Here is a 25,432-nt window from a genome sequence, read left to right as displayed (position 1 = left end):
CCGACCGGCCGGGCCCGCGATGGCTGTCTACGCACGTCGCCAGGGCATTTTCTGGAAAGACTCAAGAAATGGCAACGCCGGGAGGATACGGGGGCAATCCTCCCGGCGTCGCAATCATCGGTGTTCCGACGGGGGCCCGGAACACCGGCACGGGCGCCCCGACGGGGGACCAGAGCGCCGGTACAAATCGTACACCGAACCCCCCCTGAGTTAGTCAAGACATTGTCACGAGCCGATTTGATCCCGAGGTCCAGAAATCCGCTTTTGGTCCTTCGGCTCCGCCTCATATGGGGCGAAACGGGCGGAGCTGTCCGGCTCGCGGCCCCCGTTGGCGAAGATCACCGCGATGTACGGCAGGACCACCGCGCCGACCAGCGCCAGCACCGCGAGCCACCGTCCCGCGCCGTGCAGGGTCACGGCGAACACGATGCTCAGGACGAAGCAGAGGGCACGGACGCCCATCGTGAGCAGGTAGCGGCGCTCGCGGTACCCGATGTCCTCCGACATCGGCCGCCGGGCGTCAGTGACCGTGTAGACGGCGTCATGCCCACGCCGCCGGAAGATGCCCTTCACACCTCCACGTTATTCGCCTCCGCCGCCGGGATGGCATCGCCCCCGGCAAGCCCGACCCGACCCGCCCGACACGCGCCCCGGCCGGTCGGTGGCGGCCGTGGTGCGGCGCGTTGATCGGCCGCGACCGCGTGGCCGGTGTGGGCGCCGGCGGGGCGAGGGATGTGTGGCGATGGCGTACGGCGGAACGCGTCGACGGGCGCGGCGTGTGGCCGGTGTCGGCCGTTCGGACGTCGGCGGGACGCGAGTCGGGTTCGGCCGCGTACGGCGGAGGTGCGTCGGCCCGCGCGGAGTGTGGCCGATGTCGGCCGCGCCGACGGGCGGGCCGGTACGGGGATATGCGTCGATCGCGCATGCCGGGGTGCGTCAGCGGCGCGGTGCGTGGTCGATCCGGTGGTGTGGATGTCGTGCGGGTGCGTTCGGACGCCTGCGACGGGGTGCGGCGGTCGCGTACGGCGGGGATGCGCCGGCCGTGCGGCGCGTGGTCGGGGCAGGCGGTTTGAGCGTCGGCCGGGTGCGGGTTGGGCTCGGCCGCGTACGGCGGGGTGCGCCGGTCATGGCCGGTGGTGCGGACGGGTGAGGGGAGGTGCGCGGCGGTCGAGTAGGGCAGGTGTGCGGACCGGTGGGGTGTCGGGCGGAGGCACCGTTCGTGTGCGGGTCCTGCGGGCGAGTGAGCGGTGGGTACGGGCGTCTGCCGGTGCGGACGTCGTCGGCGGGGGATGTGGGTCGATGCCGTACGGCGAGGGTGGCCCGGCCCGTGTGGCCGGGGTCGGTCGTGTGAACGGGCGAGTGACAGATGTGCGGCGGTCGCCCAAGGCGGGTGCGTGGGTCGGTGGGTGCCCGGTCGGCGTCGGTGGGCGTCGGACGGAGGCGCCGTTCGTGTGCCGGTAATGCGGGACGGTTGAGCCGCCGGTGCTCGGTGCCTGTGCCCGGTGCCGGTGTCCGGTGGCCAGTGGTCGGTGCGGGTGGTCGGTGCGGGTGCTGGCGTAGGGGCGGTGCGGACGTTGGACGGAGTTGTCGTTCCCGGTCAGGTGCCTTCGGTGGGGGAGGTGCACAGGCTTCGGTCGATGGCGGCGGTGGTCGGCACGCCGGCCAGGCCCATCGTGTGGGCCAGGTCGTCCGAGAGGCTCGCCAGGTGGTCCGCCACCGCGTCCTCGCCGCCGGTCGCCAGGCACCACAGAACCGGACGGCCGACGAACACCGCCCGCGCGCCCAGTGCCAGGGCGCGCAGCACGTCCGTTCCCGTGCGGATCCCTCCGTCGGCGTAGACCTCGACGTCGTCGCCCACCGCGTCCGCCACCTCCGGCAGCGCCGCGGCGGTCGCCACCGCGCCGTCCAGCTGCCGTCCGCCGTGGTTGGACACCCACACCCCGGCCGCTCCCGCGGCGGCGCAGTCACGCGCGTCGTCTCCGCGCAGTACGCCCTTCACCACCACGGGCAGTCCGGAGATCTCGGCCAGCCACGCGATGTCGTCGTAGGTGACGTCGGCGGCCTGCTCGGCCAAAGCCCGGTCGAAGCCGGCACCGAAATTCACGCCGAAGATCTCGTCGGGGACGAGGGCCGGGTCGCGGTCGCGCCGTCGCCGGCCCAGGTACGGCGTGTCGCCGGTCAGCGCCAGGGCGGACGCGCCCGCGGCGGCGGCGCGTCGCACGAGTTCACGCGTGAGTCCGCGGTCGCGCAGGACGTACGCCTGGAACCACCACGGGCCCGCCTCGGCCGCCACCTCCTCGATCCGCCGCGAACTGCGCGAGGACACCGTCAGCAGCGCGCCGGCCCGCCGGGCCCCGCGCGCCACGGCCACCTCCCCGCCGGGATGGGCGAGGACCTGGTACCCCATCGGCGCCACGCACACCGGAGCGGGCAGCTCGTGGCCGAGCACCCGCACGCGGGTGTCGACGGAGGAGACGTCGCGCAGCACGTGCGGGCGCAGGGCGACGCGCCGCCAGGCGGCCGTGTTCGCCGCGAGGGTGCTCTCGTCACCCGAGCCGCCCGCGAAGAAGTCGAACACGGCCGGATCCAGCGCCTGCCGCGCGCGGTCCTGGAGTTCGGCGTAGGGACGGACGGACACCGGTCACCGCGGCCCGCGGGACGCCGCATGGTCACGAGGGCATGCGGGAAGGAGGACGATCACCCGATCATTATCACGGCACGGGAGGCACCATGACGGAGCGCACCTATCGGGTCACCGAGATCGTCGGGACGTCGCCGGAAAGCGTGGACTCGGCCATCCGCAACGCCATCCGGCGCGCCGGCCAGACGCTGCGCCACCTGGACTGGTTCGAGGTGACGGAGGTACGCGGCCAGATCGTCGACGGCGAGGTCGCGCACTACCAGGTGGGCCTCAAGGTCGGCTTCCGGCTCGAGGACGCCTGACCCGCACGCCGCGCCCCGGGGCGGACCGGGGCCGCGGCACACGGGTGGGACTCAGTTGGCCTTGCTCACCGTCGACATGTTGAAGTCGGCCACGCGCAGCGGCGGCATCGCCGTGCGGGTGAAGTACTCCGACCACTCGCGGCTCAGGGCGCGTTCGGTACGGCCCGCCTCGGCGACCCGCGACAGCAGGCCGACCGGGCTCTCGTTGAAGCGGAAGTTGTTCACCTCGCCGACGACCTCGCCGTCCTCCACGAGGTAGACGCCGTCGCGCGTGAGGCCGGTCAGCAGCAGCGACTGCGGGTCGACCTCACGGATGTACCACAGGCAGGTGAGCAGGAGCCCGCGACGGGTGTTCGCGACCATGTCGTCGAGCGACGCCGTGGCGCCGGGGACCTCCATGAGGAGGTTGTCGACGCCGGGCGTGAGGGACAGGCCGGTCAGCTCGGCGGACTGGCGTGTCTGCAGCAGCGCGGCCAGTTTTCCATCGGAGATCCAGTCGACCGGGTTCAGCGCCAGGCCGTTGTCGAAGACCGAGGCCTCGCGGCTGGAGGCGTGCGCGACCACGAACGGCGTGCACTCCAGGCCCGGTGCCGCCGGGTCGCTGTAGAGACGCACCGGCAGGTCCGACAGCGTGTCGCCGACGCGTGTGCCGCCGCCGGGGCGGCTGAAGACGGTACGGCCGTCGTTCGCGTCCCGGGCGCCCGCCGACCAGTACATGTACGTCATCAGGTCCGAGACCGACCCCGGGGGCAGCAGCGTCTCATAACGCCCCGCCGGCAGGTCGATCCGGCGCTCGCCCCACTTCAGCCGCGTGCTCAGGCCGGCGGCCATGCCCGCCACGTCCACGTCGCGGAAGTCCGCGGTGCCCGTGCCCGCCCACGCCGACCGCGCCATGTCCGTGCTCTTGGCGTTCAGCTCCACCTTGCCCGTCGGCTCGTCGAAGCGCAGTCGCAGCCCCGCCGACGTGCCCAGGAAGGTGGAGTTCATCTCGTGCAGCGCGAAGCCGTACAGCAGCCGCTCGTCGTCCTGCGCCGCGGCGAACGCCTCGCCGAGCGCCGGCGCGAACCCCTCGAACACCCCGACCGAGGTCTCGGCCGGAGGGTCGTCCCACGCGCCGCCCGAGCCCGCCCGCGCGGCGTCGATCAGCGGAGCCGCGTCCTCCGCCGGGCCGCTCTCCTCGGCGGAGCGCTCCGCGGCGCGTACGAGGTCCTCGACCTGGTCCGGCGTGACACCGGCCCGCGAGACCATGCCGGTCGACTCGCCCGCGATGGCGATGACCGTGAGCCGGCGGGACCGGGTGACGCCGTTCGTGGTGAGCGTGTTGCCGGCCCAGCGCAGGTTGGCGCCGCTGGACTCGTCGGCGATCACGATGCAGCCGTCGGTGCGGGAGAACCCCAGCGCCCGCTCGACGGTCTCCTGAGGAGTGCTCACTGGCCGGCCTCCTTGACCGCGTTGAGGATGTTGACGCCGCGGAACAGGGCGGACGGCGCGCCGTGGCTCACCGGCGCGACCTGGCCCGGCTGGCCCTTGCCGCAGTTGAACGCCCCGCCGAGGACGTAGGTCTGAGGACCGCCCACGGCCTCCATGGAGTTCCAGAAGTCGGTGGTCACCGCCTGGTACGCCGCGTCGCGGAGCTGGCCCGCCAGCCGCCCATTCTCGATCTTGTAGAAGCGCTGGCCGGTGAACTGGAAGTTGTAGCGCTGCATGTCGATCGACCAGCTCTTGTCGCCGAGGATGTAGATGCCGCGGTCGACGCCGGAGATCAGTTCTTCGGTGGAGGGCCCGTCCGGCGCCGGCTGGAGTGAGACGTTCGCCATGCGCTGCAGCGGCATGCTGGAGGGGGAGTCGGCGAACGCGCAGCCGTTCGAGCGCTCCCGCCCGGTCAGGTGCGCGATGCGCCGGTCGGTCTGGTAGCCGACGAACCGCCCGTCGCGGACGATGTCCCAGCTCTGGGTCTCGACGCCCTCGTCGTCGTAGCCGATGGTCGACAGGCCGTGCTCGGCCGTGCGGTCGCCCACGATGTTCATCACCTTGGAGCCGTACTGCAGGCTGCCGAGCTTGTCCGGCGTCGCGAACGAGGTGCCCGCGTACGCCGCCTCGTAGCCCAGCGCGCGATCCAGCTCGGTGGCGTGCCCGATCGACTCGTGGATGGTCAGCCACAGGTTGGACGGGTCGATGACGAGGTCGTACACGCCCGCCTCGACCGACGGCGCGGCCAGCTTCTCGGCGAGGTAGTCCGGGATGCGGGCCAGCTCGGCGTCCCAGTCCCAGGCCGTGCCGGTGAGGTATTCGTACCCGCGCCCGGCGGGCGGGGCCAGGCTGCGCATCGTGTCGAAGCCGCTCTCGTGGACGCCGACGGCGGTCACCACGGGCGCGAGGCGCACGCGCTGCTGCGTGGTCACCGTGCCCGCCGCGTCGGCGTAGAACTTGTTCTCCTTCACCTGCAGCAGTGAGGCGTCGGAGTGGGCGACGCGGTCGTCGGCGAGCAGCCGGCGGCTCCAGTCGGCCAGCAGCTCCACCTTGTCGGCGATCGGCACGGAGAAGGGGTCGACCTCGTAGGAGGACACCCAGACCCGCTCGCCGTGCACCGGCTCGGGGGCGAGTTCGATGCGCTCGCGGTTGATGGCGGCGGCGACCTTGGCGACCTCCACCGCCTGCTCGGCCACGCGTACCGCCGCGTCCAGGGTCAGGTCGATGCCCGCGGCGAAGCCCCAGGTGCCGTCCTTGACGACGCGGACGGCGAAACCGAGGTCGTCGGCGTCGGCCGCGGTCTCCAGCCGGGCGTCGGACAGCCGCAGCGTCTGGCGCCGGACGCGTTCGAGGCGGAAGTCGACGTGCTCGGCGCCGAGGTCGCGGGCACGGGAGAGCGCGGCGTCGGCGAGCGCGCGCAACGGCAGGGCGGTGAACTCCTGATCGATCTGTCGCACTGCTGCAACCTATCGCGTCCTACAAAGAGCGGCAGGTCACCCTTGGCGGTGGCGTGCTCGTGTTACCCGTTGGTAGCGCAATAGGCTCGCCAGGATCCCGACTGGAGGTTTTCCGAATGACTCGCTCAGTCCTCGTCACCGGTGGCAACCGGGGAATCGGGCTGGCCATCGCTCACGAGCTCAAGGGCTCGGGGGACGCCGTCGCCGTGACCTATCGTTCCGGCGAGCCGCCCGAAGACCTGTTCGGCGTGCGCTGTGACATCACCAGCGCCGAGGACGTCGACGCCGCGTTCGGGAAGGTCGAGGCGGAGCAGGGACCCGTCGAGGTGCTGGTGGCCAACGCCGGCATCACGAAGGACAACCTGCTCGCGCTGATGAGCGAGGAGGAGTTCTCCTCCGTGCTCGACACCAACCTGACCGGGGCGTACCGCGTCGCCAAACGCGCGGTGCGCGGCATGATGCGCAAGCGCAGGGGCCGCATCATCCTGGTCTCGTCGGTGGTCGGGCTGCTCGGCTCCGGAGGCCAGACCAACTACGCCGCCTCCAAGGCCGGGCTGATCGGCTTCGCCCGGTCCCTCGCCCGCGAACTGGGCTCGCGCGGCATCACCGTCAACGTCGTCGCACCCGGATTCGTCGCCACCGACATGACGGCGGCCCTGGGCGAGGACCGGCAGGCCGAGATCAAGAAGCAGATCCCGCTGGGCCGGATCGCCGAGCCGGCGGAGATCGCCAAGGCGGTACGGTTCCTGGCCGGCGACGACGCCGCCTACATCACCGGGGCGGTCATCCCGGTCGACGGCGGCCTTGGAATGGGGCACTGAATGGGCATTCTCGACGGAAAGCGCATCCTCGTCACGGGCGTCCTGACCGACGCCTCCATCGGCTTCCACATCGCGCGCATGGCACAGCAGGAGGGCGCGACGGTCGTGCTGACCGGCTTCGGCCGCATGTCGCTCGTCGAGCGCATCGCCAAGCGGCTCCCCGAGCCCGCGCCGGTGATCGAGCTCGACGTCACCGACGACGAGCACCTCGCCGGCCTGGCCGACCAGGTGAGCGCGCACGTCGACGGCCTCGACGGCGTCGCGCACTCGATCGCCTTCGCGCCGCAGACCGCGATGGGCGGCAACTTCATGAACACGCCGTGGGGCGACGTGGCGACCGCGGTGCAGATCTCGGCGTACTCCCTGAAGTCGCTCACCGCCGCCTGCCTGCCGCTGATGAAGTCCGGCGGCTCGGTGGTCGGTCTCGACTTCGACGCGGGCCAGGCGTGGCCGGTCTACGACTGGATGGGCGTCGCCAAGGCCGGTCTGGAGTCGACCTCGCGCTACCTCGCCAAGTACCTGGGCCCGGACAACGTACGGGTCAACCTCGTGGCGGCCGGCCCGCTCAAGACGATGGCGGCCAAGAGCATCCCCGGCTTCGAGGAGTTCACCGACGTCTGGCCGGAGCGTGCGCCGCTCGGCTGGGACGTCGCCGACCCCGAGCCCACCGCCAAGGCGTGTGTGGCGCTGCTGTCGGACTGGTTCCCGGCGACGACCGGAGAGATCGTGCACGTCGACGGCGGAGTCCACGCCGTCGGCTGAGTGACCGCCCGGACCCCCGCTCGTCGCGCGACCGGGCGGGGGTCCCGCCGTTCACCGGTCGCGGCGGCGGAACAGAAGACTGAGGTTCAGCGCGGCCAGCGCGCCGATGAGGCCCGACGCGGTCGCCACCAGCAGGGGCGGCAACGGCTCACCGTCCGGCGCCGACTCCGCGACCAGCAGCGCCGGCTCCGCGGCCAGGCGCTCCGCCGGCGCACTCGCCGTGGACCTGGGCACCACGACCGGAGCCCGGTCGGCGACGTCGGGCAGCGCGGCTGCCGGTGAGGACTCCGGCACGGACACGTCCGGACGCGCGCCGGCCGGCGGGGCGGGCAGATCCACCGGGCGGCGCACCGCGAACTGATGACGCGAGCGCGGCGCGGGCCTCTTCGCGGCCTTGTGCCGGTGCTTCGGCGGCGGGTCGGTGGACGGCCTGCTCGACGGTTTCGCGGAGGGCCTGGGCGGCGCCCCCGGTACGCCCTTCCCCGCGCCGAGGAGGCCGCACAGCAGCCTGCCCAGCCTGCACTCGCCCACGGTGGTCCTCTCGGTCGCCGCGGACGCCGGTCCGGCCTGCGCGGCGAAGAAGACGAGCGCGCCGGCCGACAACGTCGCCGACGCCACCATGACGCGCCGGTCTCGTCTCAGCGCCATATCGCTCCCCTCCGACGGTGAACATCACGTCCAAGCAGGATCCCAGGCGAGCCCTTACTTACAGCTCACTTACGGATGAGTCAACGCGCTGTCGGAGGCCCGGCGTCACACGTCGGCGAGGTTCTCCCGGAGCAGGTCGGCGAGCCTCGTGCGGCGCGCCGGCTCCTCACGCTCGCGTACGGCGCGGGCCAGCTCGGGCCCTGCCGCGTGCACGACGGACAGATGCCGGCGCGCGCGGCTGAACGCTCCGACGACCACCGGGCGGGTCAACGCGCCCGCGGCCTCGCCGGGCAGGACGGCGACCACGGCGGGCCACCGGGCGCCCTGCGCGCGGTGGACGGTCACCGCCCAGCCGTGCCGCAGCGACGTGCCGGGCACCGACGCCGTGCCGCCGGGGAAGGCGACCTCGGCGGCGTCCTCGTCCGGCTTCGCCGCGACGACGCTGCCGAACTCGCCCGCGGCGGCCAGGGGCAGGTCCGTGACCGCCACCACGCGGTCACCCGCGTCGTAGGGGCCCGGGCCGGGGTTCAGGCGCGCCTTGAGCGCCTGGTTGAGGGCGTCCGCCCCCGCCTCGCCGCGGCGGGCGGGCGTGACCACCAGGACGTCCTCGGCCGGGATGCCGAGCGCGCGGGGGATCGAGTCGGTGACGAGCTGCACGGTGCGGTGGGCCGCCTCCCGCGCCTCCCCGGCCGGGACGATGACGACCTCGCGGTCGGCCGGGTCCACCGGCACGAGACCGCCCTCACGGGCCGCGGCGGCCACCCGTCCGATCGCGCCGCCCGGCTCGGCGGGCAGCGCGACGACCGGCAGGACGCCGCAGGCGATCGCGTCGCCGAGCACACGGCCGGCGGCGAGCGACGACGGCGCCGCCGGGTCGGCGGTCAGCACCAGGTGGGTGCCGTCCATGCACGCGTCGACCAGTGCCGCCGCGCGCTCGACGTCGAGGGTGTTCGCCTCGGCGACCACGACGATGTCGGCCTCGATCGGATGCTCGACGCCGCGTGCGTACCCGTCCGGGCCGGGCTCCAGGAGCCGGTGGACGCCCCCACGAGAACCGGCCGCGCCGCCCACGTCCTTGGCGGCCCGGTCGGTCGCCGCGGTGACGACGACGCCGGGACGGCCCGCCAGCGCCCGTACGACCTCCTCGACGGCCTCGGGCGGTCCGGTGAGCACGCTGACCCCGTGCTCGAACACCTCCGCCGGTACGCCGTCGACGGGCGGCAGCGGGTCGGCCATCGCGGTCAGCCGGGCCAGGCCCTCCGCGACCGTCTCCTCGGCCGCCGCGAGCGAGGCCAGGCCGAGCAGCTCGGTCTCCGAGGCCTCGTCCATGACGGCGACGATCTCTCCGGCGCCGATGGCGGCGCGGACCGCCTCGACGGCGTCGCCGGGGTCGTAGGCCTCCAGGGCGGACAGCAGCGACTTGGCGGACGTCACGGTGTGACCGTCGCCGGCCGCGCGCAGCAGCAGATGGACGGCCAGCGCGCCGACGCGGCGCGGGTCGTGCGGCGCGGCCTCGCCGCCGAGGAGCCTGCGGGCGAAGAAGTCGGCCTGCTCGGGCCGTACGCCGGGCACGGTGAGGAGTCGCCAGGGATTGTCGCGCAGCTCCCGCGCGGCGCCCGGACCGAGGCACGCCGCCACCTGGTGCGCGAGCCGCGCCGGAACCTCGGCCGACGCGAACAGCTCGACCAGGTCCGCGGGCGGAGTGGAGGATGTGTCAGTCATCGACGGTCACCCTACGGTGTCAGGCGCCTGCGGCGCTGCCGACCATGCCGAGATCAGTCGTCGTCCCGGTCGTCGTCGGAGGAGATGTCGTCCAGGGCCTCGCGGATCTCGCCGGGCAGGGTGATCTCCTCGGCCTCCAGGATGACGGACAGCTGCTTGACCGTACGCGCCCCGACGATCGGCGCCACCACGCCCGGCTGGTCGCGGACCCAGCCGAGCGCCACGGCGAGAGGCGACACGCCGAGCCCCTCGGCGGCCGTCGACACCGACTCGACGATCCGCGCGCAGCGGTCGTTCAGGTACGGCTGGACGAACTCGGCGTAGTGCGCGCTGGCCGCGCGGGAGTCGGCCGGGATGCCCGTGCGGTACTTGCCGGTCAGCACCCCGCGGCCCAGCGGAGAGTAGGGGAGCAGGCCCACCCCGAGCTGCAGCGACGCCGGCACCAGGTCGTCCTCCGCGTCACGCCGCAGCAGGGAGTACTCCGCCTGCGTGGACACGATCGGCGTACGGCCCGGCCAGGCGCGCTGCCAGGTCGCCGCGGTGGCGAGCTGCCACGCGGCGTAGTTGGAGACCCCGGCGTACCGGGCGCGGCCGGAGGCGACGGCGTCGTCCAGCGCGGACAGCGTCTCCTCCATCGGCGTGCGCGAGTCGTACGCGTGGAGCTGCCACAGGTCGACGTGGTCGACGCCGAGGCGATCGAGGGAGGCGTCCAGCGCGCGCAGCAGGTGACGCCGCGAGGCGTCACGCGTCCCCTCGGCGGTCAGCACCGCCTTGGTCGCGATGACCAGGTCGTCACGGTCGACGACCTGGCCGACCAGCTCGCCGATGACCCGCTCGCTGTCGCCGCCGCAGTACACGTCGGCGGTGTCGAGGAGACTGCCGCCCGCCTCGACGAAGGTCGTGAGCTGCTCGGCCGCGTCTTCGGGGTCGGTGTCGCCGCCCCACGTCATCGTGCCCAGACCGAGGCGGGAAACGGACAGGCCGCTCCGGCCGAGGTGACGCTCTTCCATCACGACCTCCGGAGGGGACCGTCGCCTTCGGACGACGGAGGAGTCGAAGGCGAGAGGTGCGCCAAGGCTCGAGCGTGCATGGGCCCGTCAGGTCTGCGCATCAGAGGTCTCCGTTCACCGCGGGTGGGATTTGCGACGCTGTCATCAATGATGGTGTGACTCGTTAGACGCGGTTCTCGCCGGGTGCGGTGTGTGACTTCGGGCACCACCGGGTGGTGCGTGAGGTAGGGACGCCCGGCGTTCGCGCAGACGGCACGGCCGACGGCGCAAGGGGTGGCGGGGTTCGCGGCCCTGCACGCCAAGGTGCGCAGGCGGCTTGGCGAGAAGCCGCTCCCTTCAGGGAGCGGAGGAGTCACGCCTGCGCAGCGTAGCGGCCGGAGTGGTTCGTCCGCACGTACTCGCACTGCTCGCTAGGCTGCCTGCGACATCGACTCCACCGGTACGAGGAAGAGCCACCACCCGTGAACTTCGTCCAAGCCACCGTGCTCGGGATCGTCCAGGGACTCACCGAGTTCCTGCCGATCTCCAGTTCGGCCCACCTCCTGATCGTGCCCCGGCTGCTCGATTGGAAGGACCCGGGCGCGGCGTTCACCGCGGTGATCCAGCTCGGCACCATGCTGGCGGTGCTCATCTACTTCTGGCGCGACATCGTCCGGATCACCGTCACCTGGTTCCGCAGCCTGTTCAACCCGGACCTGCGCCACCACCTCGACGCGCGCATGGGCTGGTACGTCGGGCTCGGCACGATCCCCGTCTCGGTGGCGGGCCTGGCGTTCAACAGCGCCATCGAGGGGCCGGCCCGCAACCTGTGGATCAACGCGAGCAGCCTCATCGTCATGGGGCTGGTGCTCCTGATCGCCGAGTGGGCCGCCCGGCAGAAGCGCGAGATCGGCGACCTCAACATGCGCGACGGCCTCATCATCGGCGGGTTCCAGTGCCTCGCGCTGATCCCCGGCTCGTCGCGGTCCGGCTCGACCATCACCGGCGGCCTGTTCCTCGGCTACACGCGTGAGGCGGCGGCCCGCTACTCCTTCCTGCTGTCCATCCCCGCCGTGGTCCTGTCCGGCCTGTTCGAGCTGCGCAAGGTCGGCGAGGGCAACCTGCCCGTCGCGGGCACGGCCGTCGCCACCGTCGTGTCGTTCGTGGTCGGGTACGCCTCGATCGCGTGGCTGCTGAAGTTCCTCGTCCGCCACTCGACGCTGGTGTTCGTCTACTACCGGGTGGCGCTCGGCGGCATCCTCATCGGCCTGCTCGCCGCCGGAGCCATCGCCGCGACGTAGGGCCCGAGGCGGCGTACGGTCGTGGCATGAGGGTGCTCACCGTCAACGTGGGCAGGCCGCGGCCCAATCCCTGGAAGCGCCTGCCCGCCACAGGCATCGACAAGCGTCCCGTCGAGGGCCCGGTCGCCGTCACCGCGCCCGGGCCCAAGGGCGCCGGCGAGGTCGGCCTCGCCGGTGACCGGGCCCACGACGTCAGGCATCACGGCGGCACCGACCAGGCCGTCTACGCCTACGCCCGCGAGGACCTCGACCGGTGGGCGGCCGAGCTGGACCGGCCGCTGCCGAACGGCGTCTTCGGGGAGAACCTCACCACCGAGGGCCTGGACGTCAACGGCGCCCTGATCGGCGAACGCTGGCGGATCGGACGCGACGTCGTGCTGGAGGTCTCCGCTCCGCGAATCCCGTGTGTGACCTTCCAAGGGCGGCTGGGCGTGCCCGGCTGGATCAAGCGCTTCATCGCCGCCGCGGTGCCCGGCCCGTACCTGCGGGTGATCGAGCCGGGCGACGTCCGCGCCGGCGACCCGATCACGATCGTGAGCCGCCCGGACCACGACGTGACCGTCGCGCTCGCCCTGCGCGCGCTCACCAGCGAACCCGAACTGCTCCCGCGCCTGGCACCGGCCGGCGACGCCCTCCACGCCGAGACACGTGACCTCCTCCGCCGCACCGGCTCCTAAGGCGCTGCCCGGCCCGCGGTCAGGATGAACGCCGGCGGGCGGCACCTCCGGTCGCCGGCGACGTGGGAGGCGGGGCTGCGACGGTTCATCACCACGCATCAGCGTATGGCGCGGCTGAAGCGCGCCCATGCCCGCGCGGATCCACCGTCGGCGTAGATTTCGGCACCATTGACGTAGCTCGACGCGTCCGAGGCGAGGAACGTCGTCGCGGATGGCGAGGATCACGCGATCTTCATCGAACTCACGAGGCCGGGGCACGCCCGCACAACACAAGTTCTGGACCGTATGGGCCACAATGGACTCGGGCGCCATGTGCTCAGCTCAGCTCCGGAAAGTCCAGCCGAAATCCGGTGCTGGAGTGCTGGGCCGGCTACAGCCAGCCGCTCTTGCGGAACCAGCGGTACAGGCCGACGCAGATGCCGACGATGACCATCATCGCCGCCGGGTAGCCCCACCACTGGTGCAGCTCGGGCATGTGGTCGAAGTTCATGCCGTACACGCCAGTGATCATCGTCGGCACGGCGAGGATCGCCGCCCAGGCGGAGATCTTGCGCATGTCCTCGTTCTGCTGCATGCCGACCTGGGCGAGGTGCGCGTTCAGGACGTTCGTCAGCAGTTCGTTGTGCGAGTCGACCTGCTCGTCGACGCGCAGCAGGTGGTCCAGCACGTCGCGGAAGTACTCCAGCGTGCCCTCCGCGACGCTCACGCGGCCCTTCACGATCTCCTGGAGCACGGGGATCAGCGGGTCCTCGGCGCCGCGGAACTCCAGCACCTCGCGTTTGAGCTCGTAGATGTCCTCGGTGACCGTGGTGCGCTGGGGGGCGAAGACGCGGCGTTCGAGGTCGATGATGTCGGTCTCGACCTCGTGCGCGATCGAGCCGTATTGGTCGACGACCTCGTCGAGCACCGTGTAGAGCACGGCGCTCGGCCCGTGACGGAGCAGGTCCGGGTCGCCCTCCAGCCGCCGGCGCACGGCCTTCAGCGGCGCGCCCTCGCCGTGCCGGACGGTGATCACGAAGTCCTTGCCGAGGAACAGCATGATCTCGCCGACCTCGATGTCGGAGGTCTCGTCGATGTAGCGCAGCGACTTGATGACCACGAACAGCACGTCGCCGTAGCGTTCGAGCTTGGGCCGCTGGTGCGCGTGGACCGCGTCCTCGATCGCGAGCGGGTGCAGCTGCAGCTCGCCGGCGACCTGGTCGAACTCCTCGGTGCTCGGCTCGTGCAGGCCGATCCACATGAAGCTGTCACCGAGTTCCCGCGCGGCGTCGAGGGCGTCGCTGAGATCGCCGTCGACGTCGTCGCGGACGCCCTTCCGATAGATGGCGCAATCCATGATCATGACGACATTGTCCCGGAGCAGGCGTGGGCAGGGGCGCCACATGACCTACCCGTGACCTTGGATGCCAATCGCCGCGCCGGGTGCGGCTACAGTTCACGACGTGGCAACTCTCCTCTTGGTGCGTCACGGGCTGACCGAGCTGACCGGGCCGGTGCTCGCCGGCTGGACGCCCGAGGTGCACCTCAACGAGCGCGGCCGTCAGCAGGCCGCCGAGCTCGCGGCGCGCCTCGCGCCCCTGCCCATCGACCTGGCCCTCGCGAGCCCCCTGGAACGCTGCCAGGAGACCGCGCAGGCCCTCCTCGACGGGCGCGACGGCCTCCAGGTGCGCACCGACGACCGGTTCGGCGAGGTCAGGTACGGCGACTGGACCGGGCGCCCGCTCCAGGAACTGGCCAAGGAGGACCTGTGGAAGGTCGTCCAGGCCCACCCCAGCGCCGCGCGGTTCCCCGGCGGTGAGGCCCTGGCCGACGCCCAGCACCGGGCGGTGACCGCCGTGCGCGAGTGGAACGACACGCTCAAGCCGGACGCGACGTTCCTGGTGTGCAGCCACGGCGACATCATCAAGTCCATCGTGGCCGACGCCCTGGGCCTGCACCTGGACCAGTTCCAGCGCATTCAGGCCGATCCCGCGTCACTGACCGTGATCCGTTACACCGAGACGCGTCCGTTCGTCCTCCGTCTGAACGACAATGGCGGGAAAGTCGACGATCTTCTTGCGAAGTCCGGCGAGGACAGTGACGCGCCCGTCGGTGGCGGAGCGTAGGGTCGTCCTCATGCCGGTCATCGCATACGACATGCCCGAAAGGTTTGTGGCGGGCACCGTCGGCCAGCCTGGCGACCGCACGTTCTTCCTGCAGGCTCGGGCGGGGCGCCGCGTCACGAGCGTCGGCCTGGAGAAGTTCCAGGTGACGCTGCTGGCAGAGCGCCTTGAGGAGTTGCTGGACGAGGTGCTGCGCCAGGGCGGCACGACCGCGGTCCCCGCGGTCGCGCCGGTCGAGTTGCAGGACGACGAGCCGCTCGAACAGCCGATCGAGGAGGAGTTCCGCGTCGGCACGATGGCGCTGGCCTGGGATCCCGAAGATGAGCGGGTGGTCATCGAGGCGCAGGAGGTCACCGAGGGTGAGGAGGACGAGTCCGAGATCGGCAGCGAGGATCCCGCCGCCGTGGTGCTCCGCGTCCGCATCACCGCCGGCCAGGCCCGTGCCTTCGCCCAGCGCGCCTTGAAGATCGTCGCCGCCGGGCGGCCCCCCTGCCCGCTGTGCGGGCTGCCGCTGGACGCCCAGGGCCACGTCTGCCCGCGGCAGAACGGCCATCTTGGCTGAAATGTCGATCGCACGGACACTAGAGCCATGAGTCAGCCCTCCCGGTACGGCGTCGGCGGTGACGGCTCGGTCGGTCCGGCCGACGTCGAGACCGCCACCCGCCTGTTGCAACACGGCGAGATCACCGTCGAGGGACGGCTCGTCGCGGCGACCAACGCCACGCTGTACTGCGCCATCGAGCTCGACGGTCTGCGGGCGAACTGCGTCTACAAGCCCGTCTCCGGCGAGCGCCCGCTGTGGGACTTCCCGGACGGCACCCTGGCCGGCCGTGAGGTCGCGGCGTACGTCATCTCCGAGCAGATGGGCTGGCGGATCGTGCCGCCGACCGTCCACCGCGACGGCCCGTTCGGCCCCGGCATGGTGCAGCTGTGGATCGACCACGACCCCGACGTCGACGTGCTGGCGCTGTCGCGCGGTGACGATCCGGCCGTGCGCCGCATGGCGGTCTTCGACGCCGTCGTCAACAACGCCGACCGCAAGGTCGGGCATCTGCTGCCGACCACGTCCGGCCACGTGTACGGCTGCGACCACGGCGTCTGCTTCTCCGACGAGTACAAGCTGCGCACCGTGCTGTGGCAGTGGCGCGGCAAGGACCTCACCGGCGAGGCGGTCGAGGCGCTGCAGCGGCTCCGTCACGCGTTCGACCGCGACGGCCTCACCGCCCGGCTGCGGGCGCTGCTGAGCGAGGAGGAGGTCGAGGCCACCGTCGGCCGCGTCGACCTCATGCTCAAGCACCGCATCCACCCCTACCCCCCAGAGGACTGGCCCGCCATTCCCTGGCCCCCTGTGTAGATGTGCACGGCGATCGTCGGGTACGACCCGCGCGCACCGATCCCGGTGTTCCTCGCCGGCGTACGTGACGAGATGCTCGACCGGGCGTGGGTCCCGCCCGCCCGGCACTGGCCCGACCGCCCCGGCCTGGTCGGCGGCCGCGACGAACTGGCCGGCGGCACGTGGCTGGCCGCCGACCCGTCCACGCCGCGCGTGGCGTGCGTGCTCAACGGCGAGGGGCCCCCGGCGCCCGAGGCGCGCCGCCGCTCCCGTGGGGAGCTGCCGCTGCTGCTCGCCGAGGGCGGCCGGCTGGACGGCGACCTCGGCCGGTACGACCCGTTCCACCTCATCGGCGCCGAGCCGGGGGGAGTGCGCCTCTGGAGCTGGAACGGTGAACGGCTCACCGCCCGCACGCTCGAACCCGGGGTGCACATCGTCGTCAACAGCGGCCTGGCCGAACCGGGCACGTGCGGCGGCGACGACCGCCTGTCCGCCCGCGTCGCCCACTTCCGCCCGCTGTTCGAGGCGGCCGCCCGCGACCGCGCGAGCTGGCGGAGGCTGCTCGACGGAGACGGGCTCGATCCCGCCGACGCCAGGGCGCTCATCGTCCGCCGCGAGCTCGACGGCGGCCGGGTCTGGGGCACGACCTCGATCTCGCTGACCACCCTCGGCGTGGACGCGATGACCGGCTACGACTTCACCGCGGCCCCCGGCGATCCGGCGGCCTGGCGGCCGATACCGCTGGCCTGACTCCTTTATGAGCGGGCGTCCGCCCAGCCGCGGGCGAGGAACGCGAAGGCGTCCGGCAGCACGCTCCGCACGTAGTCCCAGTCGTGCCCGCCCGGCCGTACGACGAACGTCGCCGGCACGCCGGCGTCGTCCAGCAGCTTCTTGAAGCGCTGCGGCTCGCCGTCGACCACCGGGTTGGTCTCGTCCGCGGCGGCGGAGAGGAAGACGTGCAGGCGGCGGGCGGCGGCGACGTGCTCGTCCGGCCGGTTCGCCGCGATCACCTCGGCCTCGTCGCCGAACATGCGCGACGGGTCGTCGACGTGGAAGTACCCGGAGATCGAGGCGACCGAGCCGAAGACGTCCGGGTGACGGAGGGCGAGATTCATCGAGCCGTAGCCGCCCATCGAGAAACCGGCGATCGCCCGGTGCGCCGCGTCGCGCCGATGCGCGCCCTCCACCGCCGGGATGACCTCGTCGAGGAGGCGGTCCTCGACCCGGTCCGACCCGTCGGCGGCGTTCGCCCACTCGGTGTCGTCGTGGTGGCTTCCGTTGCCGTCGGGGACCGCGAGCACGAAGGGCGTGCCGCCGTGCGCGACATAGGACCGGACCTGGTCGGCCAGCCCCTCGTACCGCACGATCGTCTCGGGGTCGCTCGGCACGCCGTGCAGGAAGTACAGCACCGGGAGCGTCCGCGTCTCCGGCACGTCCGGGCGCCAGACGTACACGCCGTAGTCCTTGTGGTCGGCCGGGTCGGTGACCTCGATCCGGCTGAGCCCGGGGCGGGCCGGCGACGGCGTGTCGGTCTCCCGCGCCCCGCGGGTGTCGGCCGAGGATCCGTGGTGCGCGCCGACGTTGACCGAGGCGTAGGCCGTGCCGAGCGCGAGGACGAGTGTTCCCGCCCACAGCGAAAGACCGGCGAGGCGCCGGCCACGATGCTGGGGTCTACGGTGTTTCGACACGTTGCAGGCGAAATCCCGGCGATCAGTCATGACAGGGGGCGGAGCGCCACCAGATTCGCACACTCGCGCCGGGCCGGTCGGCAGCCTCGGCTCACCAGGACAAGTCTTTACCGTCCCGATCCCCGTCGTCCGCCGCCGTCCGTCGCGGATAGGCTGCGGGGTATGCGATCGTGGCCTGCCCCCGAGGTCCCCAGCCTGGCCGGACACGGCCTGTCGCTCGCGGAGCCTCTGCTGAAACTGCACGACTCGGCCGCGGGCGCTCTGCGCCCGGTCACTCCGGGCCCGGTGGCCCGGATGTACGTCTGCGGCATCACCCCCTATGACGCCACCCATCTCGGGCACGCCGCGACCTACCTCGCGTTCGATCTGGTCAACCGGGTCTGGCGCGACGCGGGTCACGAGGTGCACTACGTGCAGAACACCACCGACATCGATGATCCGCTCCTCGAACGTGCCACCGAGACCGGTGACGACTGGCGCGCCCTGGCCGCGCGGGAGATCGAGCTCTACCGCGACGACATGACCGCGCTGCGCGTCCTGCCGCCGCGCGAGTACGCCGGCGCGGTCGAGTCGATCCCGCTGATCATCGAGTTCGTCGAACGGCTGCGCTCGCGCGGCGCCGCGTACGACCTCGACGGCGACCTGTACTTCCCGATCTCCGCCGACCCGGAGTTCGGCTCGGTGAGCGGCCTGACGACGGCGGACATGCTGCCGCTGTTCGCCGAACGCGGCGGCGACCCCGACCGCAAGGGCAAGAAGGACGCCCTCGACCCGTTGCTGTGGCAGGCGGAGCGGCCGGGCGAGCCGTCCTGGGACTCCCCGTTCGGCGCCGGCCGTCCGGGCTGGCACGTGGAGTGCGCCGCCATCTCGGTGCACAACCTCGGCATGTCCTTCGACGTCGAGGGCGGCGGCTCCGACCTCGTCTTCCCGCACCACGAGATGGGCGCGTCCCACGCTGAGATCGCCACCGGCGAGCGCCCGCACGCCAAGGCGTACGTCCACGCGGGCATGGTCGGCCTCGACGGCGAGAAGATGTCCAAGTCGCGGGGGAACCTGGTGTTCGTCTCGGGCCTGCGCCGGGACGGCGCCGACCCGATGGCGATCCGGCTGGCGCTGCTGGCGCACCACTACCGGTCCGACTGGGAGTGGACCGCCGACGACCTGACCGCCGCCGAGGCCCGCCTGGCCCGCTGGCGCGAGGCCGCGCGGCTGGCCGGCGGCCCGTCCGCGGTGGCCCTGGTCGCGGACCTCCGCCGGCACCTGGCCGACGACCTCGACGCCCCTTCGGCCCTCGCCGCGGTGGACCGGTGGGTGGACCACGCCCTCAGCGTCGTTGCCGAGGACCGCGAGGACGAGGGCACGGCTCCGGAGCTGTTCCGCGTCGCCGTCGACGCGCTGCTCGGCATCGCCGTGTAGCCGCCCGCGCACCACCCGTCTGCCGGATACGCGTCATCTGCCCGGTCTGCACAACAGACGCGAAACAAATGGCGATCTGTCCTTGACATGCGGGTGTGCCCGGTGACAATTTGAACGATCAAACCGGCGACCGCCGGAAATCCGTGCCAAGGGAGACTCCCCATGGGCCGTGGCGGAGACGCGACCGGTGTGACGATCTCCGAGGTCGCCGCCGCGGCCGGGGTCTCGCGCCAGACCGTCTCCAACGTGCTCAAGGCGCCCGAGCGGGTCGCGCCCGAGACGGCGGCGCGGGTGCGGCGGGCCATCGACGAGCTCGGCTACCGGCCCAACCGCGCGGCCCAGAACCTCCGGCAGCGCACGAGCCGGTGCATCGGGCTCAAGATGGTCTCCCCGTCCGGCGTCAGCGACCTGTTCGACCGGTTCCTGCACGCGCTCACCGAGGCGGCGGGCGCCGCCGGATACCACGTGCTGCTCTTCGGCGCCGCCGGTGACGAGCTCACCACGTCCGAGGACCTGATCCGCACCGGCACGGTCGACGCGCTGGTCCTCGTCGACGTCGAGGTGGGCGACCCGCGCCTGCCGTGGTTCACCCGCCGCGGGATCCCCTTCGTCTGCTTCGGCCGGCCGCGCGGGCAGGCCCGCGGGCGCTTCTGGTGGGCCGACGTGGACGGCGCGCACGGCGTCGCGCGCGCGGTGGACCACCTGGTCGCCCGTGGTCACCGCCGCGTCGCCTACCTCGGCTGGCCGCCGGGCAACGGGTTCGGCGACGACCGGCGCGCGGGCTGGGAGGAGGCGGTGCGGCGCCACGGGCTGGACGCCGCCGACCTCGTGGCCGGCAGCGCCGAGGACGTCGCGGCTGCGGCCGCGGCGGCGCGGACGCTGCTGGCCGGTTCCGAACCGCCCACCGCGTTCGCCTGCGGCAGCGACACCTTCGCGGTCGGCGCGCGGCTCGCCGGCGGCATCGGCCCGGACGGGTGGCCGAACCTGGACGTCGTCGGCTTCGACGACTCGCCGGCCGTGATGCTGATGTCGCCGCCGATGTCGAGCGTCCGCCAGCCGCTCGACGAGGTCGCGCGGCGTGTTGTCGGACTCCTCATCGACCGGCTGAGCGGGGCGGAGACTCCGCGGGAGGGGGTGATGCTGCGTCCAGATCTCGTCATACGGGAGTGGCGGGGGCCCGAGCCCGTGCACTGAGTGTGATTCCCAGAACGAGGAGTGAAAGTGGCATCGATCTCGACCATCGCACGCGGGGTGGTGGCCGTCGTCGCGACGGTGACGCTCGCGGCGGCCTGCGGCAGCGGCTCGAAGACCAAGAGCACGCCCACGAGCCAGGCGCTCACCGGGCGCGGCCCGATCACGCTGGCCCAGGGCAAGGACACCTCGGGCAACGTCCAGCACCAGATCGACGTGTGGAACAAGGCCCATCCCCAGGAGACGGTCCGGCTCATCGAGCTGCCGGAGAGCGCCGACCAGCAGCGCCAGCAGATGGTGCAGAACGCCCAGACCAAGTCCGACGCCTACACGGTGCTCAACCTCGACGTGGTGTGGACCGCGGAGTTCGCGGCCAACCGGTGGGTCACGGCGCTGCCGAAGAACCAGTTCGACCTGTCGAAGTTCCTGCCCGCGGCGGTGCAGACCGGTGAGTACCGCGACAACCTGTACGCCGCGCCGTGGAAGACCGACGCCGGCCTGCTGTACTACCGCAAGGACCTGCTGGAGAAGGCGGGCATCAGCGCGCCGCCGAAGACCTGGTCCGAACTGCAGACCGACTGTGGCAAGATCAAGGGCGTCGGCTGCTACGCCGGGGAGTTCGACAAGTACGAGGGTCTGACCTGCAACTTCTCCGAGGCCGTGGACAGCGCCGGCGGCGAGGTCGTGGACGAGTCGGGCAAGCCGAACGTCAACACGCCCCAGGCCAAGCAGGGCCTGGACTTCCTCGTCCAGGGCTTCAAGAGCGGGATGATCCCCAAGGAGGCCATCACGTACGAGGAGGAGGACGCCCGCCGCGCGTTCGAGAAGGGCGACCTCGTCTTCCTGCGCCAGTGGCCGTACCAGTGGGCGCTGTCGAGCAAGGCGCCGAAGGTCAAGGGCAAGTTCGACGTGGCGCCCCTGCCGGGCCTGAACGGTCCCGGCTCGCCGACCCTCGGCGGGCACAACCTGGCGATCTCCTCCTTCGCCAAGAACAAGGCCACCGCGCTGGACTTCATCAAGTACATGACGAGCCAGGACACCGAGCGGGCCAACCTGCTCGCCAGCTCCGAGGCCCCGACGCTCGCCTCGCTGTACGACGAGCCCGCGCTGCAGAAGAAGTTCCCGTACCTGCCGACGCTCAAGGCCTCCCTCCTCAACGCCAAGCCCCGGCCGAAGGCCGTGCGCTACAACGACGTGACCACCGCCATCCAGGAGGCGGTCTACGCGGCACTGACCGGGAAGAGCACCACCGACCAGGCGCTCGCCGGCCTTCAGTCCAAGCTCGGGCCGCTGACCCAGCAGTAGCGGCGCACCGTGGCGGGACGCGAGGGCGTCCCGCCACGGGCTTCCGGAGGAGGATTCATGACGACCACAACCACCGCCGGGCCGGCCGCGGCCCGCAGGAGACGGCGGGGCGACGTGCAGGGGTCCGGACGGCTGGCCGCCACGCTGCTGTCGCCGACCTTCATCGTCCTCGCGCTCGTCGTCGGCTATCCCGTCATCTCGGCGTTCCGCGAGTCGCTGTACCAGCGCGGTCAGGGACTCGACGCGCAGGGCTTCGTCGTGCAGGGCGACAAGTTCGTCGGCCTGCGCAACTACACCGACATCTTCACCGGCCCGAACTCCGACGCGTTCTGGAACGCCTTCTGGAACACCACCTTCTTCACCGTCGTGACCGTCGTGCTGGAGACGGTCCTCGGCGTGGCGATGGCGCTCGTCATGCACCGCGCCTTCCGCGGCCGCGGGCTCGTACGGGCGAGCATCCTCGTGCCGTGGGCGATCCCCACGGTGGTCTCGGGCCTGCTCTGGCGCTGGGTCTTCCAGGCCGACGGCGTCGCCAACGCGATCATCGGCAAGCAGGTCCTGTGGACCACCGAGGGCTTCCACGCCAAGCTCGCCGTCATCATCGCCGACACCTGGAAGACGGCGCCGTTCGTCGGCCTGCTCGTCCTCGCCGGGCTCCAGGTGATCCCACGCGAGGTGCACGAGGCCGCCCGCGTCGACGGCGCGGGGGCCTGGCACTCGTTCTGGCGGATCACGCTGCCGATGGTCAAGCCGGTGCTGCTGGTCGCCGTGCTGTTCAGGCTGCTCGACGTGCTGCGCATGTTCGACCTGCCGGCCGTGCTGATCGGCCTGCACAAGGACTCCGTCGAGACACTGACCATGATCGCCTATGACGAGGCGACCAACCTGCGGTACGGCCCCGCGGCCGCGTACGCCACCATCCTGTTCGTCTACGTCGCCGTCGTCGCGTACACCTTCGTCAAGCTGCTCGGCGCCGACATCATCGGCGACATGCGGCAGACGCGGGCCTCCCGGCCCGCGCGCCCGAAGCGAAAGCCCCTGGCGGCGGCCCGGGAGGTGGCGGCATGACGGCGGCCGTGACGCCCGCGCCGCGCCGGAGGCCGGGCACGTGGAGGCGGACCACGGGCCGGGTCCTCACCCATGTCGGCGTCGTCGTGGTGGTGCTGTACTGCCTGGCCCCGTTCTACTGGATGGTCGTGTCGGCGTTCCGGCGCCCGGATGACCAGTTCGACAACGCGCCGCTGCCCAGTCAATGGTCGGTGCGGAACTTCTCGGCCGTCTTCAAGCCTGGCGTCGGCTTCGGGCGTGCGCTGCTGAACAGCGTCGTCGTGGCCGGGTTCACCACCGCGATCACACTGATCGTCGGCACGGTGACCGCGTACGCGCTGGCCCGGCTGCGGTTCCGGTTCAAGAACGCGGTGCTCGGCATGGTCATCGCGACGTCGATGTTCCCCGGCATCTCGCTGATCATCCCGTTGCTGAAGCTGTTCAGCGACATCGGATGGATCAACACCTACCAGGCGATGATCCTGCCGACGCTGTCGTTCGCGCTGCCCCTGGCGGTCTGGAACCTCACGGCGTTCTTCCGCCAGATGCCCTTCGAACTGGAGCAGGCCGCGATGGTCGACGGCTGCACGCGCGGCGAGGCCTTCCGCAAGATCATCATCCCGCTGGCCGCGCCGGGCGTCTTCACCACCGCGATCCTCACCTTCATCGCCGCCTGGAACGAGTTCATCATCGCGCTGAGCATGGTGAACAAGAAGGAGATGCAGACCGCCACCGTGTCGATCTCCAAGTTCACCGGCGCGTACGGGTTCGACCAGCCGTTCGGCACGCAGATGGCGGCCGGCGTGATCGTCACGGTCCCGCTCGTCATCATCGTGCTGATCTTCCAGCGGCGCATCATCGCCGGCCTCAGCGCCGGTGGCGTGAAGTGACCACCTCCCCACCATCACGAAAGGACGACGTGCGAGCGACCGACTCCGCGCCCTGGTGGCGCAGCGCTGTCATCTACCAGATCTACATCCGCAGCTTCGCCGACGGGAACGGCGACGGCGTCGGTGACATCGCCGGCATCCGGTCCCGGCTGCCGTATCTGCGCGACCTCGGCGTCGACGCCGTATGGATCACGCCGTGGTACCCCTCGCCCATGGTCGACGCGGGGTACGACGTCGCCGACTACACCGGGATCGAGCCGGCGTTCGGCACGATCGCCGACGCCGAGGCGTTCATCGCCGAGGCGCACGACCACGGGCTGCGGGTGATCCTCGACATCGTCCCGAACCACAGCTCCGACCGGCACGCCTGGTTCGAGGCCGCGCTGGCGGCCGGTCCGGGCAGCCCCGAACGCGACCGTTACGTCTTCCGGCCCGGCAAGGGCGAGCACGGCGAACTGCCGCCGAACGACTGGCGCGCGGCGTTCGGCGGCGGCGCCTGGACCCGCGTGCCCGACGGCGAGTGGTACCTCCATCTGTTCGCCGAGGCACAGCCCGACCTGAACTGGGAGAACACCGAGGTCCGCCGCGACTTCGAGAAGATCCTCGCGTTCTGGTTCGACCGCGGCGTCGACGGGTTCCGCATCGACGTCGCGCACGGTCTGATCAAACAGGAGGGCCTGCCCGACGCCGGGGAGTCCGTCGACGTGCTGGAGCCGACCAAGCGCGAGGACCACCCGCACTGGGACCGCGACGGCGTGCACGAGATCTTCCGTGAGTGGCGCCGGGTCGCGGACCGCTATGAGGGCGACCGGGCGTTCGTCGCCGAGGCCTGGGTCAGCGGCCCGGCGCGGCTCGCCCGTTACGTGCGCCCCGGCGAGCTGCAGACCGCGTTCAACTTCGACTTCCTGCGCGCGCCGTGGGACGCCGCACGGCTGCGCGAGGTGATCGACCGGAGCCTGGACGCCCTCGGCGCCGTCGGCGCGCCCGCGACCTGGGTGCTGTCCAACCACGACGTCGTCCGGCACGTCACGCGGTACGGGCGGCCGCACACCGAGGGCCACGGCCCGCGCGCGGACACGTCCGAGCCGCTCGACCTGGCCCTCGGCGTGCGCCGCGCCCGCGCGGCCGCCCTGCTCATGCTCGCCCTGCCCGGCGGCGCCTACGTCTACCAGGGTGAGGAGCTCGGGCTCGCCGAGGTCGAGGACATCCCGGAGGAGTCGCTGCAGGACCCCGTGTGGGAACGTTCCGGGCACACCTCGCGCGGGCGCGACGGATGCCGTGTGCCGCTCCCGTGGTCCGGTGACGCGCCGCCCTACGGCTTCAGCCCGGACGGCGTGACGACCTGGCTCCCGCAGCCGGCGTCCTGGACGGGCCTCACCGCCGAGGCGGAGGCCGCCGACCCCGATTCGATGCTCGCGCTCTACCGCGCCGCGCTGCGCGTACGGCGGGAGCACCCGGCGCTCGGCGAGGGCACGCTGCGCTGGCACGAGACCCCGGAGGGCGTGCTGCTGTTCTCCCGCACGCCGGGCTTCGCGTGCGCGGTCAACCTGTCCGGCGCGCCGTACCCGCTGCCCGCCCACCACGAGGTCCTGCTCGCCAGCGGTCCGCTCGAGGGAGGTGCGCTGCCGCACGACACCGCCGTCTGGCTCACCGTCGACGACTGACGGCGG

General features: G+C 72.0%; 24 protein-coding genes. 15 read left to right on the top strand and 9 right to left on the bottom strand.

Annotated elements, in window-relative coordinates; translation table 11 throughout:
* Positions 1-225: 225 nt before the first annotated feature.
* Together QSK37_RS23200 and QSK37_RS23195 are read right to left on the bottom strand one after the other, a co-directional pair.
* On the bottom strand, positions 226-573 hold the full coding sequence (locus QSK37_RS23200; protein WP_285583301.1) for a DUF3099 domain-containing protein: 348 nt from the start codon (positions 571-573) through the stop codon (positions 226-228).
* Between the two features lie 1,024 nt (positions 574-1,597).
* A complete protein-coding gene (locus tag QSK37_RS23195) occupies positions 1,598-2,638 on the bottom strand; it encodes an alpha-hydroxy acid oxidase (RefSeq protein ID WP_285624726.1) in 1,041 nt (346 codons plus the stop codon).
* Positions 2,639-2,730: 92 nt separating this feature from the next.
* Between QSK37_RS23195 and QSK37_RS23190 the strand changes: the two genes are divergently transcribed.
* On the top strand, positions 2,731-2,943 hold the full coding sequence (locus QSK37_RS23190; RefSeq protein WP_285583297.1) for a dodecin: 213 nt from the start codon (positions 2,731-2,733) through the stop codon (positions 2,941-2,943).
* 51 nt (positions 2,944-2,994) lie between these two features.
* On the opposite strand, the gene QSK37_RS23185 is transcribed toward QSK37_RS23190, so the two are convergent.
* Positions 2,995-4,374, bottom strand: a complete 1,380-nt coding sequence (locus QSK37_RS23185) for a metallopeptidase TldD-related protein (RefSeq protein WP_285624724.1) — start codon at positions 4,372-4,374, stop codon at positions 2,995-2,997.
* Complete coding sequence (locus QSK37_RS23180; protein ID WP_285624721.1) at positions 4,371-5,870, bottom strand: TldD/PmbA family protein; 1,500 nt, start codon at positions 5,868-5,870, stop codon at positions 4,371-4,373. The genes QSK37_RS23185 and QSK37_RS23180 overlap by 4 nt, the downstream gene beginning before the upstream one ends.
* A 116-nt stretch (positions 5,871-5,986) precedes the next feature.
* Between QSK37_RS23180 and fabG the strand changes: the two genes are divergently transcribed.
* Entirely contained in the window at positions 5,987-6,691 is a 705-nt protein-coding gene (gene fabG, locus QSK37_RS23175; RefSeq protein ID WP_285583290.1) for a 3-oxoacyl-ACP reductase FabG, read from the top strand.
* Complete coding sequence (fabI, locus tag QSK37_RS23170; RefSeq protein WP_285624718.1) at positions 6,692-7,453, top strand: enoyl-ACP reductase FabI; 762 nt, start codon at positions 6,692-6,694, stop codon at positions 7,451-7,453.
* Positions 7,454-7,504: 51 nt separating this feature from the next.
* Here the strand turns inward: fabI and QSK37_RS23165 are convergent, their stop codons facing one another.
* The 3 genes from QSK37_RS23165 to QSK37_RS23155 all read right to left on the bottom strand — a co-directional run bounded on the left by QSK37_RS23165 (position 7,505) and on the right by QSK37_RS23155 (position 10,833).
* Positions 7,505-8,101 (bottom strand): hypothetical protein, encoded by a 597-nt coding sequence (locus tag QSK37_RS23165; RefSeq protein ID WP_285624717.1) that lies wholly within the window; start codon positions 8,099-8,101, stop codon positions 7,505-7,507.
* Positions 8,102-8,206: 105 nt separating this feature from the next.
* Positions 8,207-9,823, bottom strand: a complete 1,617-nt coding sequence (locus tag QSK37_RS23160) for an ATP-dependent DNA helicase (RefSeq protein ID WP_285624715.1) — start codon at positions 9,821-9,823, stop codon at positions 8,207-8,209.
* Between the two features lie 53 nt (positions 9,824-9,876).
* On the bottom strand, positions 9,877-10,833 hold the full coding sequence (locus QSK37_RS23155) for an aldo/keto reductase (RefSeq protein ID WP_285624713.1): 957 nt from the start codon (positions 10,831-10,833) through the stop codon (positions 9,877-9,879).
* A gap of 461 nt (positions 10,834-11,294) precedes the next feature.
* Between QSK37_RS23155 and QSK37_RS23150 the strand changes: the two genes are divergently transcribed.
* Both QSK37_RS23150 and QSK37_RS23145 read left to right on the top strand, forming a co-directional pair.
* A complete protein-coding gene (locus QSK37_RS23150) occupies positions 11,295-12,113 on the top strand; it encodes an undecaprenyl-diphosphate phosphatase (protein ID WP_285624712.1) in 819 nt (272 codons plus the stop codon).
* 26 nt (positions 12,114-12,139) lie between these two features.
* Positions 12,140-12,790 (top strand): MOSC domain-containing protein, encoded by a 651-nt coding sequence (locus QSK37_RS23145; protein ID WP_285624709.1) that lies wholly within the window; start codon positions 12,140-12,142, stop codon positions 12,788-12,790.
* Positions 12,791-13,160: 370 nt separating this feature from the next.
* On the opposite strand, the gene corA is transcribed toward QSK37_RS23145, so the two are convergent.
* Positions 13,161-14,132, bottom strand: a complete 972-nt coding sequence (gene corA / locus QSK37_RS23140; protein ID WP_285624707.1) for a magnesium/cobalt transporter CorA — start codon at positions 14,130-14,132, stop codon at positions 13,161-13,163.
* 100 nt (positions 14,133-14,232) lie between these two features.
* On the opposite strand from corA, the gene QSK37_RS23135 reads away from it, so the two are divergent.
* From QSK37_RS23135 to QSK37_RS23120, 4 genes are read left to right on the top strand one after another with little or no spacing between them, the layout of a single operon-like run.
* On the top strand, positions 14,233-14,895 hold the full coding sequence (locus QSK37_RS23135) for a histidine phosphatase family protein (protein ID WP_285583274.1): 663 nt from the start codon (positions 14,233-14,235) through the stop codon (positions 14,893-14,895).
* 10 nt (positions 14,896-14,905) lie between these two features.
* Positions 14,906-15,454, top strand: coding sequence for a DUF3090 domain-containing protein (locus QSK37_RS23130; RefSeq protein ID WP_285583272.1), 549 nt, complete (start codon positions 14,906-14,908; stop codon positions 15,452-15,454).
* Positions 15,455-15,481: 27 nt separating this feature from the next.
* The gene (locus tag QSK37_RS23125) at positions 15,482-16,246 is read left to right on the top strand and encodes an SCO1664 family protein (RefSeq protein ID WP_285624705.1); all 765 of its coding nucleotides are present in this window, start codon (positions 15,482-15,484) and stop codon (positions 16,244-16,246) included.
* On the top strand, positions 16,247-16,975 hold the full coding sequence (locus tag QSK37_RS23120) for an NRDE family protein (protein WP_285624703.1): 729 nt from the start codon (positions 16,247-16,249) through the stop codon (positions 16,973-16,975).
* A 5-nt stretch (positions 16,976-16,980) separates the two neighbouring features.
* Here QSK37_RS23120 and QSK37_RS23115 read toward each other — a convergent pair whose 3' ends face one another.
* The gene (locus QSK37_RS23115; protein ID WP_285624701.1) at positions 16,981-17,943 is read right to left on the bottom strand and encodes an alpha/beta hydrolase; all 963 of its coding nucleotides are present in this window, start codon (positions 17,941-17,943) and stop codon (positions 16,981-16,983) included.
* A gap of 132 nt (positions 17,944-18,075) precedes the next feature.
* Between QSK37_RS23115 and mshC the strand changes: the two genes are divergently transcribed.
* From mshC to QSK37_RS23085, 6 genes are all read left to right on the top strand, one after another.
* Positions 18,076-19,329 carry a cysteine--1-D-myo-inosityl 2-amino-2-deoxy-alpha-D-glucopyranoside ligase gene (mshC, locus tag QSK37_RS23110; RefSeq protein ID WP_285624699.1) on the top strand — a complete coding sequence of 418 codons (1,254 nt, stop codon included), beginning with the start codon at positions 18,076-18,078 and terminating at the stop codon, positions 19,327-19,329.
* A gap of 162 nt (positions 19,330-19,491) precedes the next feature.
* Positions 19,492-20,523: a LacI family DNA-binding transcriptional regulator gene (locus QSK37_RS23105; protein ID WP_285624694.1), complete on the top strand. Its 1,032-nt coding sequence runs from the start codon at positions 19,492-19,494 to the stop codon at positions 20,521-20,523.
* A gap of 27 nt (positions 20,524-20,550) precedes the next feature.
* Positions 20,551-21,825 (top strand): ABC transporter substrate-binding protein, encoded by a 1,275-nt coding sequence (locus QSK37_RS23100; protein ID WP_285583260.1) that lies wholly within the window; start codon positions 20,551-20,553, stop codon positions 21,823-21,825.
* Between the two features lie 57 nt (positions 21,826-21,882).
* Entirely contained in the window at positions 21,883-22,893 is a 1,011-nt protein-coding gene (locus QSK37_RS23095) for a carbohydrate ABC transporter permease (protein WP_285624692.1), read from the top strand.
* Entirely contained in the window at positions 22,890-23,762 is an 873-nt protein-coding gene (locus QSK37_RS23090) for a carbohydrate ABC transporter permease (protein WP_285624689.1), read from the top strand. Before QSK37_RS23095 ends, QSK37_RS23090 begins: the two co-directional genes overlap by 4 nt.
* A 29-nt stretch (positions 23,763-23,791) precedes the next feature.
* Complete coding sequence (locus QSK37_RS23085) at positions 23,792-25,426, top strand: glycoside hydrolase family 13 protein (protein ID WP_285624686.1); 1,635 nt, start codon at positions 23,792-23,794, stop codon at positions 25,424-25,426.
* Positions 25,427-25,432 lie beyond the last annotated feature (6 nt).

This window comes from Actinoallomurus iriomotensis (assembly GCF_030269445.1).
Lineage (GTDB): Bacteria > Actinomycetota > Actinomycetes > Streptosporangiales > Streptosporangiaceae > Actinoallomurus > Actinoallomurus iriomotensis.
This window is presented reverse-complemented; position numbering and strand designations above follow the sequence as displayed.